This window comes from Brasilonema bromeliae SPC951, assembly GCF_012912135.1.
In the GTDB taxonomy this organism is placed as follows: Bacteria; Cyanobacteriota; Cyanobacteriia; order Cyanobacteriales; family Nostocaceae; genus Brasilonema; species Brasilonema bromeliae.
In genome coordinates, this window is the sequence record NZ_QMEB01000142.1 from 1 (window position 1) to 15040 (window position 15040).

17 protein-coding genes, 1 tRNA gene and 1 pseudogene are annotated in these 15040 nt (G+C 42.8%); 5 read left to right on the forward strand and 14 right to left on the reverse strand.

The genetic code is table 11. From position 1 onward, the window contains the following. Positions 1-145 precede the first annotated feature (145 nt). The 4 genes and pseudogenes from DP116_RS29425 to DP116_RS30390 form a co-directional block, all read right to left on the reverse strand. Positions 146-301: a hypothetical protein gene (locus DP116_RS29425; protein ID WP_246275679.1), complete on the reverse strand. Its 156-nt coding sequence runs from the start codon at positions 299-301 to the stop codon at positions 146-148. A gap of 40 nt (positions 302-341) precedes the next feature. Then, positions 342-539 (reverse strand): annotated as a pseudogene (locus DP116_RS30385) (hypothetical protein); the annotation flags it as partial. Positions 540-815: 276 nt separating this feature from the next. Beyond that, on the reverse strand, positions 816-1172 hold the full coding sequence (locus DP116_RS17600) for a XisI protein (RefSeq protein WP_169156410.1): 357 nt from the start codon (positions 1170-1172) through the stop codon (positions 816-818). Continuing rightward, complete coding sequence (locus DP116_RS30390; RefSeq protein WP_369333950.1) at positions 1160-1297, reverse strand: element excision factor XisH family protein; 138 nt, start codon at positions 1295-1297, stop codon at positions 1160-1162. Before DP116_RS30390 ends, DP116_RS17600 begins: the two co-directional genes overlap by 13 nt. 50 nt (positions 1298-1347) lie before the next feature. On the opposite strand from DP116_RS30390, the gene DP116_RS17610 reads away from it, so the two are divergent. Together DP116_RS17610 and DP116_RS17615 are read left to right on the forward strand one after the other, a co-directional pair. After that, entirely contained in the window at positions 1348-1551 is a 204-nt protein-coding gene (locus DP116_RS17610) for a DUF433 domain-containing protein (RefSeq protein ID WP_169156411.1), read from the forward strand. A 70-nt stretch (positions 1552-1621) separates the two neighbouring features. Beyond that, complete coding sequence (locus DP116_RS17615; RefSeq protein WP_169156412.1) at positions 1622-1978, forward strand: DUF5615 family PIN-like protein; 357 nt, start codon at positions 1622-1624, stop codon at positions 1976-1978. Positions 1979-2005: 27 nt separating this feature from the next. On the opposite strand, the gene DP116_RS17620 is transcribed toward DP116_RS17615, so the two are convergent. Together DP116_RS17620 and DP116_RS17625 are read right to left on the reverse strand one after the other, a co-directional pair. Continuing rightward, positions 2006-2524, reverse strand: a complete 519-nt coding sequence (locus DP116_RS17620; protein ID WP_169156413.1) for a thermonuclease family protein — start codon at positions 2522-2524, stop codon at positions 2006-2008. 75 nt (positions 2525-2599) lie between these two features. Further along, positions 2600-2968 carry a 2Fe-2S iron-sulfur cluster-binding protein gene (locus DP116_RS17625; RefSeq protein ID WP_169156423.1) on the reverse strand — a complete coding sequence of 123 codons (369 nt, stop codon included), beginning with the start codon at positions 2966-2968 and terminating at the stop codon, positions 2600-2602. Between the two features lie 88 nt (positions 2969-3056). On the opposite strand from DP116_RS17625, the gene DP116_RS17630 reads away from it, so the two are divergent. Next, positions 3057-3143, forward strand: a tRNA-Ser gene (locus DP116_RS17630). Between the two features lie 541 nt (positions 3144-3684). Here the strand turns inward: DP116_RS17630 and minE are convergent. From minE to DP116_RS17670, 7 genes are all read right to left on the reverse strand, one after another. Beyond that, positions 3685-3984, reverse strand: a complete 300-nt coding sequence (gene minE, locus DP116_RS17635; RefSeq protein WP_048870609.1) for a cell division topological specificity factor MinE — start codon at positions 3982-3984, stop codon at positions 3685-3687. Positions 3985-4011: 27 nt separating this feature from the next. Next, positions 4012-4818: a septum site-determining protein MinD gene (gene minD, locus DP116_RS17640; RefSeq protein WP_169156414.1), complete on the reverse strand. Its 807-nt coding sequence runs from the start codon at positions 4816-4818 to the stop codon at positions 4012-4014. Positions 4819-4870: 52 nt separating this feature from the next. Continuing rightward, on the reverse strand, positions 4871-6163 hold the full coding sequence (gene minC, locus DP116_RS17645) for a septum site-determining protein MinC (RefSeq protein WP_211173343.1): 1293 nt from the start codon (positions 6161-6163) through the stop codon (positions 4871-4873). 86 nt (positions 6164-6249) lie between these two features. Next, entirely contained in the window at positions 6250-7632 is a 1383-nt protein-coding gene (locus DP116_RS17650) for a four-carbon acid sugar kinase family protein (RefSeq protein ID WP_169156415.1), read from the reverse strand. An 84-nt stretch (positions 7633-7716) separates the two neighbouring features. After that, the gene (locus DP116_RS17655; protein WP_169156416.1) at positions 7717-8379 is read right to left on the reverse strand and encodes a magnesium transporter; all 663 of its coding nucleotides are present in this window, start codon (positions 8377-8379) and stop codon (positions 7717-7719) included. A gap of 814 nt (positions 8380-9193) precedes the next feature. Continuing rightward, on the reverse strand, positions 9194-9766 hold the full coding sequence (locus DP116_RS17665; protein ID WP_169156418.1) for a hypothetical protein: 573 nt from the start codon (positions 9764-9766) through the stop codon (positions 9194-9196). A gap of 318 nt (positions 9767-10084) precedes the next feature. Next, positions 10085-11560 carry a GTP-binding protein gene (locus DP116_RS17670; protein WP_169156419.1) on the reverse strand — a complete coding sequence of 492 codons (1476 nt, stop codon included), beginning with the start codon at positions 11558-11560 and terminating at the stop codon, positions 10085-10087. Positions 11561-11768: 208 nt separating this feature from the next. Here DP116_RS17670 and tpiA point away from each other — a divergent pair, with 208 nt between their 5' ends. Then, the gene (gene tpiA, locus DP116_RS17675; protein WP_169156425.1) at positions 11769-12494 is read left to right on the forward strand and encodes a triose-phosphate isomerase; all 726 of its coding nucleotides are present in this window, start codon (positions 11769-11771) and stop codon (positions 12492-12494) included. A 245-nt stretch (positions 12495-12739) separates the two neighbouring features. Continuing rightward, positions 12740-13606, forward strand: a complete 867-nt coding sequence (gene folP / locus DP116_RS17680; RefSeq protein ID WP_169156420.1) for a dihydropteroate synthase — start codon at positions 12740-12742, stop codon at positions 13604-13606. Here folP and DP116_RS17685 read toward each other — a convergent pair. Then, a complete protein-coding gene (locus DP116_RS17685; RefSeq protein WP_048870601.1) occupies positions 13603-14442 on the reverse strand; it encodes an SPFH domain-containing protein in 840 nt (279 codons plus the stop codon). The genes folP and DP116_RS17685 overlap by 4 nt on opposite strands. Between the last annotated feature and the right edge of the window lie 598 nt (positions 14443-15040).

Consider the following 15040-nt stretch of genomic DNA (forward strand, 5'->3'; position numbering starts at 1 on the left):
TTTCCCTCCGTAGGGACCTGGCGTTGGGGTTCCCCCCGTTGTAGCACCTGGCGTGAGGGGATAGGGATAAGGTTCTTGGTTTTTTATAAGTGTTCATCCGGACATGATATGATGTTTCAGTTGAGTCTCAAAAATGCCTGTAGATTCACTTATCTGCGGTATCCGTCATAATATCTGTCATTTCTATCGTATCTGTCATTTCTATCGTATCTGTCATTTCTATCGTATCTGTCATTTCTATCATTTCTATCGTATCTGTCGTCTGTGCGATTGCTAACTGCGAACTCTGCTCGACACCCATTTCTTACCCAGATACGGTTTCTGTTATAGCCCCAATTTCCTCTACAACTAGCATCAGACAATTGCCTGACAAACCTTACTTCGCTTCTTCTATCTACCTGACAAGTATTCCTTTCATTACCCCGGCTTTCACAAGTTATTGTGTCTTGAGCAGAAGCTGGTGAAGCGTTAAGAAGCGTACCTAAACTAACGGTGGTAGCCATTAAGGTAGCAGCGATTATTGGAAAACGAACGCTCATATTAAATGGTGAATCTCTTAAATAACTAACTATACTAATTGTTCCAAATTTGTAAAAAGACTTGCCTGTATCTCAAGTCATAAAATTTAGCGTCCTAAACAGTTTCAGCAAATCAGTGAACAGTAAACAGCTACCTACGCAGTGAACAGTGAGTCCAGTGCTGCAGGAGGGTTTCCCGACCTAGGCATCTGGCGAACCCGAAGGGTGAACAAGGGGTGGACGAGTCCGTTTCCTACCTGATAACTGATAACTGGTAACTGATAACTGATTGTTGACTCAACCTACAGCAAATTCTGTGTATTGACGCATTTTGGGTGGGTCAATACCTAAGACAATATCGTGTTTTGGCACTCCTACTTCAACTAGCTTATTGGCAATACCGACTTCTGTTCCATCCTGCTGTACCCAGATTTTTCCATCTATGATGTCGATATGAAGCACAACTCCATAGACGCGCTGTGAATCACGCCAGCCGACGTATACTAATTGATAGCGAGTCTCCTTCGGAGAGGCTGCGCCAACACGCTCTTGATCAAAAATTAGCTCTGCTCGAATGCGGCTGTCCCAAACTAACGTAGCGTGTTCACTCAACAATCTTTGAATGTGCTGACGATATTCATCTACGGTTGCCATCGCTTAATTACCTCCTGATCAATATCGTAGATCAGCAAATACAGTTGATGTTGCTCAACTAGTGATTGAATAAATGATGTGGCGAAAAACTGCTCATACACATTATTAGGCACTGCTAAATACAATAGGCGATCGCCTATGATAATTTTAACTCCCTCAATTTCACGCTTGAACTATGACAGACCAAGAACTACTGAGCCGTATCACTGTTAATCCGAAAGTCATGGTAGGCAAACCAGTTATTAGGGGAACCCGCCTAACTGTTGAGTATATTTTGAATCTTCTTGCACATGGTGCAACAATTACAGAAATTCTTGAAGAGTATGAAGGCTTAGTCGAAACAGACATTCGAGCCTGTTTTTTATTTGCCAAGCGATAGCTTCGCTGCTGCCTTCGGCAGATCGCTAGAAAGTACTAGCTTTATGCCACTTGCTGCGGAGAGGGCATAGATGCGCTTTTTAGTGGACGAAAGCACAGGTGTAATTGTAGCACGCTGGTTACGCGAGCAAGGTTACGAGGTGTTTTCGGTATATGAGGAAGCGCGTGGAATAAATGATGACGATATTATTCAGAAGGCTTTTGCAGAGAACTGGATTTTAATCACCAATGACAAGGACTTTGGAGAAAAGGTCTACCGAGAACAGCGTCCCCACAGAGGTGTTATTCTTCTACGTCTTGACAATGAAAAAGCCACCAACAAAATTGCGACTTTGCAACAGCTGTTGGAAATGTATCCTCCTGAACAACTATTTAATAACTTTATAGTAGTAACTGAAAGGCAGATCCGCTTTTCGAGATCACAGTAAGCTGCCTGCTCAGTCTACTACGAATTACTAACGATACTGACGGCGAAATTCAGCAGGTGTCAGACGCATAGGTTTTTCTGGATCCCAAATTCCTAACCCCATGAGTCTAGCCCATTGCTGGGCACGTTCTAAGCGTTGGTCATATTTGTGGTTGGGCGATCGCCCCACAAACAAAGCGTACCCTTCTTTCACCAACTGTTCATTCAACAAAACTCCATCTTTCCACGCATAAGCCAAACTCCGCCCAAATTGGTCTTTTACTTGCACATCAAACTCCAGGATCACAGGGTGTTCCAGAAGCACTGCTTCTAGGCGTTCCTTTGCTGCATCTCCCCAAGGACGTTGCTGCAAATCGGGTGCATCGATTCCCAGCAAGCGTACTTGAGAAATCAAACTTGGTTGATTCCCCAAACCCATTACCTTCAAAGTTTGTCCACTGACGACTTGTGTGACTTTGACTTGCACCTGTGTGCTTTCTTCAGGTTTGTTTTGAGGTTGACACGCTACAAGTAGTAGTAGACAAAGCAGAATGAGGATTTTTTGCACCTTTGCACCAATGCTTTTGAAACAAAATTTAACTAATTCGGCGGAATTCCCGCAACCAATGTGGTGGGGAGAATGTCAATCTTCATCTAAGGGAAGACCTTTGCGAATTTTCCCCCTAGCAAAAAAGCGTCCAAACTGGAGTTCATAGACTTCATCTTCGTCTTGTGTCTCCACCTCCAAATCAGAACGAGCATAACTAACACACAATAGGGCGTAACCTTTTTTCTGCAACTCTGGTGACAGTCCAATTGCTTCCGGTTGGTAAATTTCTCCTGAGAGTACCCGGACAGCGCAAGTGGTGCAAGCCCCATTCCGACAAGAAAACGGCAGTTCTACCCCTTGTTTTTCACCTGTATGCAGGATGTAGCGGTCATCAGGGACTTGCAAGGTGTATGTCATGCCTTTGGAGCGATCGCGAACTTTAACGGTGTATTTCTCGGACATTTGAACTTTTGATTTCAATTTGGGACTTTAAACTAAATTTAGTTGCAATTTGATTTATTTCATTATATAATTAGAACTCGTGACGCCTGGAGAGATGGCCGAGTGGTTGAAGGCGCAGCACTGGAAATGCTGTTTGGGGGCAACCTCAACGAGGGTTCGAATCCCTCTCTCTCCGTTTCATAATATCTCTAAAATTCAGTCCAGTCATGAAGATGTGCAACGGCAATTGAATCAATTTATTCTTAGTATGTTTGTTTACGTGCCTGCTGTACTAATAAAAAAATATTGCTAATTTCATCTGTTGGTATGCAGAAAATTTTTGCGGGAAAACAGCACTTTTAGTTATTATGCCTGAGGTTGCTTTTGATGGTTTGAGTTAATATTAATAGGTATCACCAGAGGAATCTCTTGGGGATTCTTAAACAAGAATACAGAATTCATCATCCAGAATTCGCAAGCGTGGAAATCAGATGAGGATTCAAAGGATCAGCTGATTCTAGACTTTGCTTAAGGGTTCATCCAACGGGAAAAACCCCAAGACAGATATAGTTAAGGGAACACGCAAAACGTTGGTGCAGTAGTGATTCACTCTACAGCCGACACTACGGAAACTCGTAGAACCGCACTGCTTAACCAGCCGCACAGAATCGATTCTGGCACAGCTAGGACAGAATTCTTTGTTGATGATGACACAAAAAGCGTCAAACGACTCAGACTTAATTGCTATTGTCTAATTCAGATGTTTCTTCTTGATTTTCTTTGACTCGACGAATAGGCATATTAGCAATTAAAGCTGTTGTCCGTTGATTGCTTTCCAGGGAAAACTCTAAGCCGTCCGTTTCAACTTCTACGTAACGACAAACGATTTCTAAGATTTCTTGCCGCATCTTTTCTAGTACATCAGGGCTGATGTCAGCACGGTCATGAGCTATCACCAATTGCAGGCGGCGTTTAACTTGAGTGCGACTGTTGTCAACACTACGAACAAAAAACTTTTCTAATATTTCAAGAATCATTGGAGCTAAGTCAGCATACGGAACAGATTAAATACTTTTTGTCCAAAACAACTTTCTCAAACGAGAAAATATGTTGTCCTGAGTTGAGTCAAGCTCAAGAAATTCAACCGTTTCTCCTTCTAATCTCCGAACAATGTTGTCGAAAGCTGTAGCAGCTAAAGAAGGGTTTTCCGCTAATACTAAAGGTTCACCACGATTGGTAGATACAATAACTCGCTCATCATCAGGAACAACTCCAATCAAGGGAATTGCAAGAAGTTCCTGAACATCTTGAACTGACATCATATCATTTGCCCGTACCATTGCGGGTCTGATGCGGTTGATAATTAAGTGAATACGTTTGATGCCTTGTGCTTCTAGTAACCCAACGACGCGATCAGCAGCACGCACTGAGGCAATTTCTGGAGTGGTGATAATCAGGGCTTCTTTTGCAGGGGCGATCGCGTTTTTGAACCCCATTTCAATTCCTGCTGGACTATCAACCAAAACATATTGATACTTCTGTGCCAGTGCATTCACCAATAACTTCATCTGGTCAGGAGTCACGGCATCTTTGGTGCGATTTTGTGCTGCAGGTAACAGAACGAGGTTAGGTTGTCGCTTATCCTTCACCAAAGCTTGTTCTAAGCGACACTCTCTTGCGAGAACTTCAACCGCTGTATAAACTATCCGGTTTTCTAGCCCTAGCAGCAAATCCAAATTTCTCAGACCAAAATCCGCATCGACCAAAGCCACTTGACGCCCCATTTTGGCTAAAGCCATTCCCAGATTTGCCGTAATCGTGGTTTTTCCCACCCCTCCTTTGCCGGAGGTTGTAACAATAATGCGAGTCATGATAGAAACGAGCTCGATTAGTGATTAGAAAAGATACAACAATAAAAAAGATTTATGTTTCTTGATTCATCCTACTTAATAGGATTCTAGAAAAATCGCTCACCCTAGCAATACGGATTCCTTGGGACGTAATATACGCCACCTCAGGATAAAACTGCAATGGCGATTTTTCTGGTGCTCTAGCAACAGCATCTGCAATTCGCAGCTGGGTTGGTTCCATCTGCAAACTCATAATCAGACAATCACGGTTTCCAAGGGCACCCGCATGAGCAATTCCACGTAGACGACCCCAAACAAGAATATCTCCATTTGCAACTACAATACCACCAGGATTCAAGTCCCCTAAGAGGATAACATGACCGGGGTGACGGATTTCTTCTCCAGAACGCACCGTCTTTTCTAAATAGAGAGGTTCTGCAAGGGGAGGTGTATCAGGCTTTGACTCAGCGCCAAGTTTTGTTTGTCGTTGTAGTTGTTCTACAGAGTAACCCATTGTACAGGCGGCGATCGCAGTTTGCCGACGACTAGTAGAAACTGATTTTAGCTGAATTTTAAATTGATTCAAACTTTCCGCCAGTTCTTGGAGTTGTCTGTTATCCAACAAGCGATCTTGCGCGATCAGATTCACAGCTGTATTAGGTGAAAAAGAACGCTCGCAAGCTAAAAGTCGCAGCTTCATTTGTTGCCAAATCTCAGTCCAAGTGTATTCTGAGGCTGGCAATTGTGACTCTGTTGGTAGAATTAATAAAAGTTTTCCCTCCTGACTTTTTATTTGGACTTGAATATTAGGATTCACCGTAGCTGTCGAATACGGGAATTCTTCAGTCAACTCTAGGTTGATTAAGGCTGGATTAAATTCTACATCAGGAATGACGGAATTTGACTCAACATTGGATTGAGTTGGATTTGACTGTGTAACCGAAATAGGATGTGACTCACCATCAGGTTTGAGAGAATTTGCCTCCACATTGGAATCAGAAGAATTTGTCTGTTCTATATTAGGCTCGAAAGAATTTGACTCCACGTTGGAATCGGAAGAATTTGTCTGTTCTATATTAGGCTCAAAAGAATTTGACTCCACGTTGGAATCAGAAGAATTTGTCTGTTCTATATTCAGCTCGAAAGAATTTGACTCCACGTTGGAATGATTGGAATTTGACTCGATATTATAATCTGGAATATGTGATTTTAAGTAAAGTAGAACAGAATTTACTTCTGCTTCGGGGAGGACTGGGTTTTCCTCAGCTTGCGAAATCGACTCTATATCAGAAAGAGCAGAGATTTCCTCTACTTCACGAAAGGCTTTTTCTGACTTCTTATTAGGGATAGTAGAGTCAGAAGTCATGTAATGGTTGCCAGAATACGGGATAGAGCGATCATCCATACTAAATAGTTACAATTTGCAACAGTGTTATTAAAAATTAACACTCCTCACCCTGTATTTTTACTTAGTCTTTGAGCGACTATTGCCAATGCATCAGCATCGCCGACATTTCCAGGAAACAGCACGACTGGCAAATTAGGAAACTGAGGATGGTCTGATGGAGTTGTCACCATTGAACAACCAGGTAAAATTTGACCAAGTAACCGCGCCGAAGTCAACCCTAAACCTGTACTTAAGACATCGTTTGAAGTAATGCCACCTTTACTGATTAAAAATCCCATATCCGATGGTAAACCCTGCACGATATCCATCAATAAGCTTGAAACTTTTGTACCAAACTCTAACCTTGTTAAAACATCCTTAAAAGTCAGTTCCTTACGGCTGGTGTAAACCACTGCTGTTTTAAGAGAATCATATGCTGCACGCACATGATGTAAAACCTCGGTTAGCAGTGTAGCAGATTCATTTGCCCCATCATCAACTAACCGCGCCACGTCCACTTCAATTCCCATCGTTTCCTCTTGTTGCAACAGCACCTCTAACTGTTGAGTTGTCTTTTTCACATGGGAACCAACAATGACTATACCTGGTTTACCTCCTCGCACATACTGTGACATATTTTCTGGAGCAATGGGTTGGGGCGGTAATCCGGCTATTGCCGTTAAGATACTAGCAGCGCTACGAAACAGAAAGCGTTTCCCCTGACTAACTGCTGCTAGCACATCTTGTGCAAACTGGTTGAGATCTGCTTGAGTTTCACCATCTACAACAGCACATTGGTTATTAGTGAGTTGCATCAGTCGTTCTAAGCTACCAGCGCGAATATCCGCCAATAAAAATCTTTCTACCGACTCAGCACTGATACCTCCTTGAGTTTTTTCTTCTACATACTTGGGTAAGTAGCTATGATGATACCCAAAGACTGAATCACGAGCAAATTCAGTTTCATGGACAGGGGTGGGAACACCTTCAGTTATCAAATAATGTACACTGTCGCGGGTAATACGTCCGCCTTCAAAAAACGCTGGTACGAGAAAATGAGCATCAAATGGACCAAGTTCAGAAACAATAACATCAGTTTCAATGGGGTAATGTCCCCGTAAAGTCGAATCAGAACGACTGACAACGATAAATCCTTCTGTTTTATCTGTTTGTGATGTGATGTTGGATTTTACTCCCGCGTTTTCCGCATTTTCCCTGACTCTAGATATTGCCTGTTTCAGGTTATGGCAGACTTCTCTGGTAATAGATGCGGCTTCTTCTGGGGGAAGCGCTCTTGTATTTGTTAACACAAAGAAAATTGGTGAATCATCTTGCAACCCCAAGCATAATGTTTCCACATCCCAACGCATGAGTAGCAAACAACTGTGGACTGTTTGAGAACCTGTCGGGTCATCATCTAAGACAATAATTTTTGGTTTGTTAGTCATGTTTAAGTCAACGGACAACTGTTTGTTGGAAAGTTCAAAGCAAGCGTTGGTTCTTTAAATGGAGACTCCTGTGATAACCGAGATTCAGATTTCCCGCAATTTTCTGATCTCTGTTTGCACACTCATTGCAATCTGCAATGATTGATTTAGAAGTTGAGCATACTCGCTTGCCTGACTGCTTGCTTGTAAGGCTTGCAAATTTGTCAAATTATTGACAAGTGATTCTTGATTATTGGTAAATAATTTTTTATTATCTCGTAAAATTCGTTCTGTTTTCAAAGCGCGAACGAAATCTTCTCTAATAAGTTGCATAGCAGCAACGACTTTTTCTCTATCAGCTATACGACTTTCTGTGTTCCCAGAGGTTATCTGTTGGTCATGGATGTCGATCGCGATCAGCAGCGTATGATATTTATCGACTTCATCTAAAAGTACTCTGAGTGTTCTGGGATAGGTAAAACGCCGCCAAAACCAACGCCCAACTATAATAGCAATGGGCATGCTTGTGAGCAAAACAATTCCTAGTATCATCGAAGAACCGATTGTCGGCAGAATCAGAAACGCATAAACAAACCCGACAATGATGAGAGTCAGCAGCAGCGCTACAACAATTTCGTTAATCAAAAAACGAAATCGCTTCTCGCTATTTCTCATAATAGAAGGTCGCAAGACATCGTCTGGATTTAACCCAATTAAGCGTCTCAGTTCTCCCTTAGTTATCTCCAGGCTCAATAAGTCCGGCTGCACAGATGGATACTCCTATCAAAGAGCGAGTGGCGTATTTGTTGTATCTGAGATCTTGCATCACTTTCAATTAGCCCATTTTGACGCCTTGGAATGAATTCCTCAGCTCACAGCCCAAGTCTACTAAAGTAAACTTCAAGGCTTATGCAGTCGTCTTTAGACGACTTTTGCTATGAGACTGGGATTTGAATCCCAGGCGGACGAGAATCCCAGGCGGACGAGAATGCAAGATCTCAGTTGTATCCTACTCCCTTCCCAGTCTAAGATGACCTATCTTTTTTTTCTTCTTCCAATGGGAGAGCAGTCTCCTAGGCGCACCGAAAAACTTGGACTGCATCGCTGTATCACTACTCCCTTGTCTACGGGGTAGGACAAAGATTTCAGGCTCAAAGACAAGCTTAGTCAGGTTTTCAAAGAATTTCAAACATTTTTTTCCGAAATTCCTTGAAACTATTTGTAGTTTTTGTGTAGTATAAAAGTCGTCAAGCGTAAGACAAAAACTTCTAAACAAAGAGAGTCACTTAAACAGTTATGTTGTACATCGCCCTAGTTTTCCAACTCAAACCTCCTCCGAAAGAGGAAAAAAATCAGAAGACATCTCACATGGATAACTCTGAATTAGATTTCTCTTCTCAAAACCAAGCCAAAACAAAAAAGCCTGAATATCTCCAAAAAATTCAAGAAAACTATTACTTAGAACGACGGTTCATTTTGTAAGCATTTATCAGTTATCAGTTATCAGTTATCAGTTATCAGGGGGTCAAGAAATCGCTTCCTCTGTTCCCTGTTTACTGTTCACTGTTCACTGTTCACTGGTTCACTCCTCTTCTAGCTTTCTCATTTCCACTTGCACGTCTTGTGCAATTTTCAAGGCTTCATCCACTCGTCGTGCATATTCTCTAGCCTCATGGTTGACTTTTATGCCTTGCATAGCAGTGACATTGCTCTCCAAAAGTTCCATATTTCGAGCAATGAATTCCTTATTTTTCCTCAAAATACGCTCTGTTTTTAATGCACAAATTAAATTGGATCTTGTGGTTTTTAAAACGTCAATGACTTTTTCTCTATCAGTTAAACTCACTCCTTGGTTTCCAGCAGCTTCTAGCTGGTCATTAATATCTATTGCTTTTAATACTGCATTATAATCATCAATTTGCCTGAGAATATTTCTCTGACGTTCTCTGAAAAATCTCCACTTAATTAAGTAAGCAATAGGAATTAACCCCCAGCCAAAAAACAATATTTGCTCTGTATAAGCGCCTAAAAGTAATAAACGAGCCTTACGTGGGTATTTTAATGTTTCATCAGCTTTCAAATCTCTACGACTAAGACCAGCTATTTGTTTCAAGTCGTCTTGTGTAATATATAAGCTTTGTAAATCAGGTTGCATAGTTGTGTATTTATTTAAGCTGAGATCTTGCACCCTCCGGGTATGCGCGGAGCGCACGCCAAAGGCGTTCGCGCAGCGTCTCCGGAGGAGATACGCCAGCCGCTCATGGGGGAAACCCCCAAGACCCTTACGGGTTCGCCAGTCACCTGCGCCAGGGTTACCCTCCCGCAGTGCTGGACTCACCGCGCTGGCTCACCATTCTCAATAACCGTAGGTGGGCACTGCCCACAATAGTAAAAATAAGGGTTTGAGCAAACGGTAAGCAGTGCCCACCCTACAAAAATTGCTGGCTTAACCTGTTAAGCGTTCCCAATCTACTTACGTTTTAGCTATTATCTTCAATCGCAATTCATCTTTAATACGGTTGAGAATTGAATCTTCATCAAGGGTTGACAAAATTTTACTAATCACAGCTTTAGGACCATCTGGTCCCCAATTTGCTCCATTGGCTAAGTATGCTTTGGTCACATACCCAAGACCATAGCAAGAAACGCCTGCCACGCCAGCTTGAGTCAGTGCTACCGAAAGATAAGCACCCAAGGAAGCGCCCCCAGTCGCAGGTGCAGATAGACCAAGTAATGTTTTGAGTGAACTCAAGCCCAAGTTTGCTAATAGTTCACTAGCACTGATACCACCCATACTCAAGGCAATTCTTTGTAATAATTTTACGGCTCCGGTTTCGGTCATGGGAATGCCATAAAGTTTTGATAAGCCTAGAATCAGGATAATATCTATCACAGCACCAGCGAGAACATCTACTAGCATGACGGGATTGAGGGCGATCGCCATTGCCTTAGTCATCGTCGCCTTCCAAATCAACTGATTGGCGCTTGTCTCTCGAATTTTGAGTTTTCGCTGCACTAATTGCTCATTCACATTGTCAGCATAAAGCATAGTGTTGAGGGCGACCAAGGCTTTGCCTTCACGATGTAGAATTTCCAAAATCTTCAGCTTCAGTTCCTCAACTTGGGCTTTTCCTGCACTCAACTGCACACCCCTGGTACCGTCGGGGCGATGAACCATTCTCCTCACTAACGGCGATGCTGCAGCCATGACAATTTCATCAGGTGAAAGTAATTCTCGTACCCTTTCATTCCGTATTTTTTCGTAGATTGCCATACGATCTGCTTCAGGAAACTGGTCTACTTTGTTAAACACCAGCAAAATCGGTTTACCAACTTCCCGCAATTGGGAAAGGGCATCATGTTCAACTTTCGTCATGTCGCCAGCAACGACAAACAGAATCAAATCCGCTTGTTTTGCTATCTGTTGTGCGAGTACAGCGCGGGTTTCACCATCAACTTCGTCTAACCCTGGGGTATCAATCAATTCCACTTGAGATTGACCACTTCCCGGTAGAGTCACTCGCAAAGCGCGTTCTGTTTCCCCAATTGCTTCTTCTGTGATCGTCCAATTTGCTGTTTGAGAATTGCGGGTGACACCGTGCAAGGGACCAGTTTCAAATACTGGTTGTCCTACCAAAGCATTGAGTAGAGATGATTTGCCTCGTCCCACCATACCAAAGGCGGCTATCTGAACGACCATGCGTTCTAATTTCAACAGCATTGTTTCCAAATCGCCAATTTCCATCTCCAGTCCGTCTTTTTCCTCTTGAGTGAGGTCAAGCTTATCTACCAAATTTCGCAGTGCTGTTCGCGCTTGTTTATAGTTGAGTTCTGCCTGAATATCTTCAAAAGTAAAAATGGCACTATCTAGCTGTTCGTCCCAATTGAGAGAATTTTCGTCAGTGCTGGGCGAATCATTACGATGTGGATCGGGTAATGTCGAAGTCATATCAATTTTGAATTTGAAATTTTGTATGTATATCTCGTCTACTATCATGACTCCGTCAGGTGACGACGACCATCACCTTATGGGGTGGTCAAATAACTCATGACTCTCGACTAATAATAAATACCTAATGATTAAGACAAATTGACCCCTTAAAGTCATAAACTGAAAAATGCATGTAGTAGCGTTATAGTTCTTGACGAAATCACCTGTGCGAAAAATAGTTATTGCCGGTAACTGGAAAATGTTCAAAACCCAGGCAGAATCTCTGGAGTTTTTAAAAGGATTTCTGCCCAGCTTGGACGAAACCCCTCAAGACCGAGAAGTGGTATTATGCGTCCCCTTCACTGACTTAAACGTTTTGTCCAAGAGTTTGCATGGAACCCGTGTACAATTGGGGGCGCAAAATATCCATTGGGAAGAGAGTGGGGCGTATACTGGTGAAATTTCCGGACCAATGTTGCAGGAAATTGGCATGCGTTATGTTATTGTCGGTCATAGCGAACGCCGGCAATATTTTGGTGAAACGGACTATACCGTCAACCTGCGCCTCAAAGCGGCTCAAAGGTTTGGTCTTACTCCTATTCTATGTGTAGGTGAAACGAAGCAACAACGAGATGCGCTTGAAACAGAATCACTGATTATCAGCCAACTCGAAAAAGATTTAGTGGATATTGATCAGGAGAATTTGGTCATTGCTTATGAACCTATTTGGGCGATCGGTACTGGCGACACTTGTGAAGCCAAGGAAGCCAATCGTGTCATCGGTTTAATTCGCAGCCAATTGAGCAATCCTGATGTGCCAATTCAATACGGTGGTTCGGTAAAGCCGAATAATATAGACGAAATCATGGCTCAAAGCGAAATTGACGGCGTTCTGGTGGGAGGAGCAAGTTTGGAACCCGCAAGTTTCGCTAGACTTGTGAACTTTAAGTGAAGTACTTACACTTACCCGAAGGGAAGTGTAAGCTTCCCGTCTCATCCGCCGTAGCCTCTTTAAACCCGTTCTCTCGTTCCCTGGCTTCTCTCGTTCCTCTCGTTCCCTGGCTCAGCCAGGGAATGCATACAGTGAGACTCTGTCTCACGTAGAAATCGCAAAAGTCATTTTCAAATCTGGAGGTCGAGCCTCTAGTAAAGCGTTCCCAGGCTGTAGCCTGGGAACGAGTGTGGAGTGCAAATCTTATGACAGCCAATTTAATCATTCGAGAACGCTGTTTTGAGTGGGGACAGCGAACATACCTCATGGGGATTCTCAATGTCACACCAGATAGTTTTAGTGATGGTGGCGAATTCAATACCGTCGCTGCTGCTTTAGCACAAGCACAAGCAATGGTAGCAGCTGGTGCAGATATTATCGATGTCGGTGGTCAATCAACTCGACCAGGGGCAGAGCAAATCACTCTTGCAGAAGAACTTGACCGAGTTTTGCCAGTATTACACGTACTGCGAAAAGAGATACCAGTGCCAATTTCTGTAGACACAACTACAGCAGCTGTTGCCAAAGCTGCTGTAGAAGCAGGAGCAGATATAGTTAATGACATTTCAGGGGCTACCTTAGACCCAGAAATGTTGCCGACAGTAGCAAGAATGAATGTGCCTATTATATTAATGCACATCCGGGGAAACCCGCAAACAATGCAACAATTCACTGATTATCAGGATTTGATGGGAGAGATTTATAGTTTTTTGGCAAAGCAAATCGCTGCAGCTACTGGTGTAGGTATTGACGAAAGAAAAATTATCATCGATCCAGGGATTGGCTTTGCCAAGAACTATGAGCAAAATTTAGAAATTTTGCGCCACTTACCCCAATTGCGTCAACTTAAGTGTCCTATTTTAGTAGGAGCATCTCGTAAAAGTTTCATTGGTCGTATTTTAAATCAGCCAGACCCGAAAGCACGAGTCTGGGGAACGGCAGCGGCGTGTTGTGCTGCTATCTTCAATGGCGCTGATATCCTCCGAGTTCACGATGTCCAACAAATGCGCGATGTATCCTTGGTTGCTGATGCAATTTTCCGACAATCTTCGCAAGTCCTGCCGTCAGACTAGTTTGAAGCTTTTTCACCATTGTTGCTATGACCTTCTTGATATGTCATCTCGGAAATCAAATCCATCATCTCACCACCTTTGCCTGGATCTACAAACACAACTTTGGCGTTTTGGCTTTCACCCAGTCTGTAGCTGGCATTGATGTAATCTTGAGCCACAAGATACCGCAGAATTTCCTTACTTTCAGGATTAGAACGTAAAGCATTAGAAATGATTTCCATTGAGGTTTTCGTTCCTTGTGCTTTCTTAATTGCGGCTTCCCGTTGCCCTTCTGCTTCTAAAATCGCAGCGCGGCTATTAATTTCCGCTGCTCGCTGCTCTTCCATTGATTTCCGCACGCTTTCAGGTGGTGTAATACTCTGAATATCTACCCGGGTAATTTCAACTCCCCACTGCGCCGTTGTCTGATTCAACTGGTCTAGCAAGGCACTGTTCATGCTTGCTCTGGCGGCGTTGGTTTCTTCCAAAGTATTCTGGGCAATGATTTCCCTAAGCGTAGTTGTAGTCAGGTTTGTTAGTGCCTGCTGCAGATCGTCAATTTCGTAAAAGCTTTTCTCTATATCTCTGACGCGCCAGTAAACAACCCCATCCACTTCCAAGTAGATATTATCTCTGGTAATGACATTCTGAGGCTTGATGTCTAAAACTTGCTCTCGAGTCGTGTCCTCCATGACAATTTGATCGAGCAAGGGAACAATAAAGTTGAGTCCTGGTTTCAGTTTGCGATGATACTGCCCCAAACGTTCAACCAAAGCTTCATTTCCCTGATTAATAAGTTTTGCGGATCCTAATGCATACCCTATAAGGACTAAGACTATGGCAATAATTGGTTCCATGTATTCTCCTATTTAGCATTTGGCGGAATTAGCCGTAAGGACATAGCACTAATACCATGTCTTATCTTCAGTCTAATATCCAGAATGTGTAATGTTATTATCACAAGTTGCGGAACTAAGCAAGACTCTGGAGAAAATAACATGAAATTAGCAATGACCTAGCTTTAGACATGGCTATTAAATCACCAAGAGAGTTGCGTGTGCAAGCATTTATTTTGTCATTAACTTTACTAAAAAAAAAGTATGTCACCAAAAATACTTTATCCTTGCTCGCAGTATCGAAACATTGTATTGATAAGTAGGTCAACATTGAGAAACGTAAAATAGGCCTTCTTTAGGTATCTCCTCTGGACACGCTTGAAAGAACGCCAGTTGCCTAGCCTTTGCGATGATCCTCAAAGCATAACTGATCTGACTGGCTTAAGTATGCCTGCGGCACGCTACGAGCGAATGCTACGGACATTTTACGTTTCATGTTTGTTGAAATCTTTATACTGAATCCGCCTTTGTAACCCCATTTTAACCCTGGCACAGGATTTGGTATGCCTAGACGTTGCCTATGCAATGGATTTCAAATAGTTCATACTCAAAACAAAAT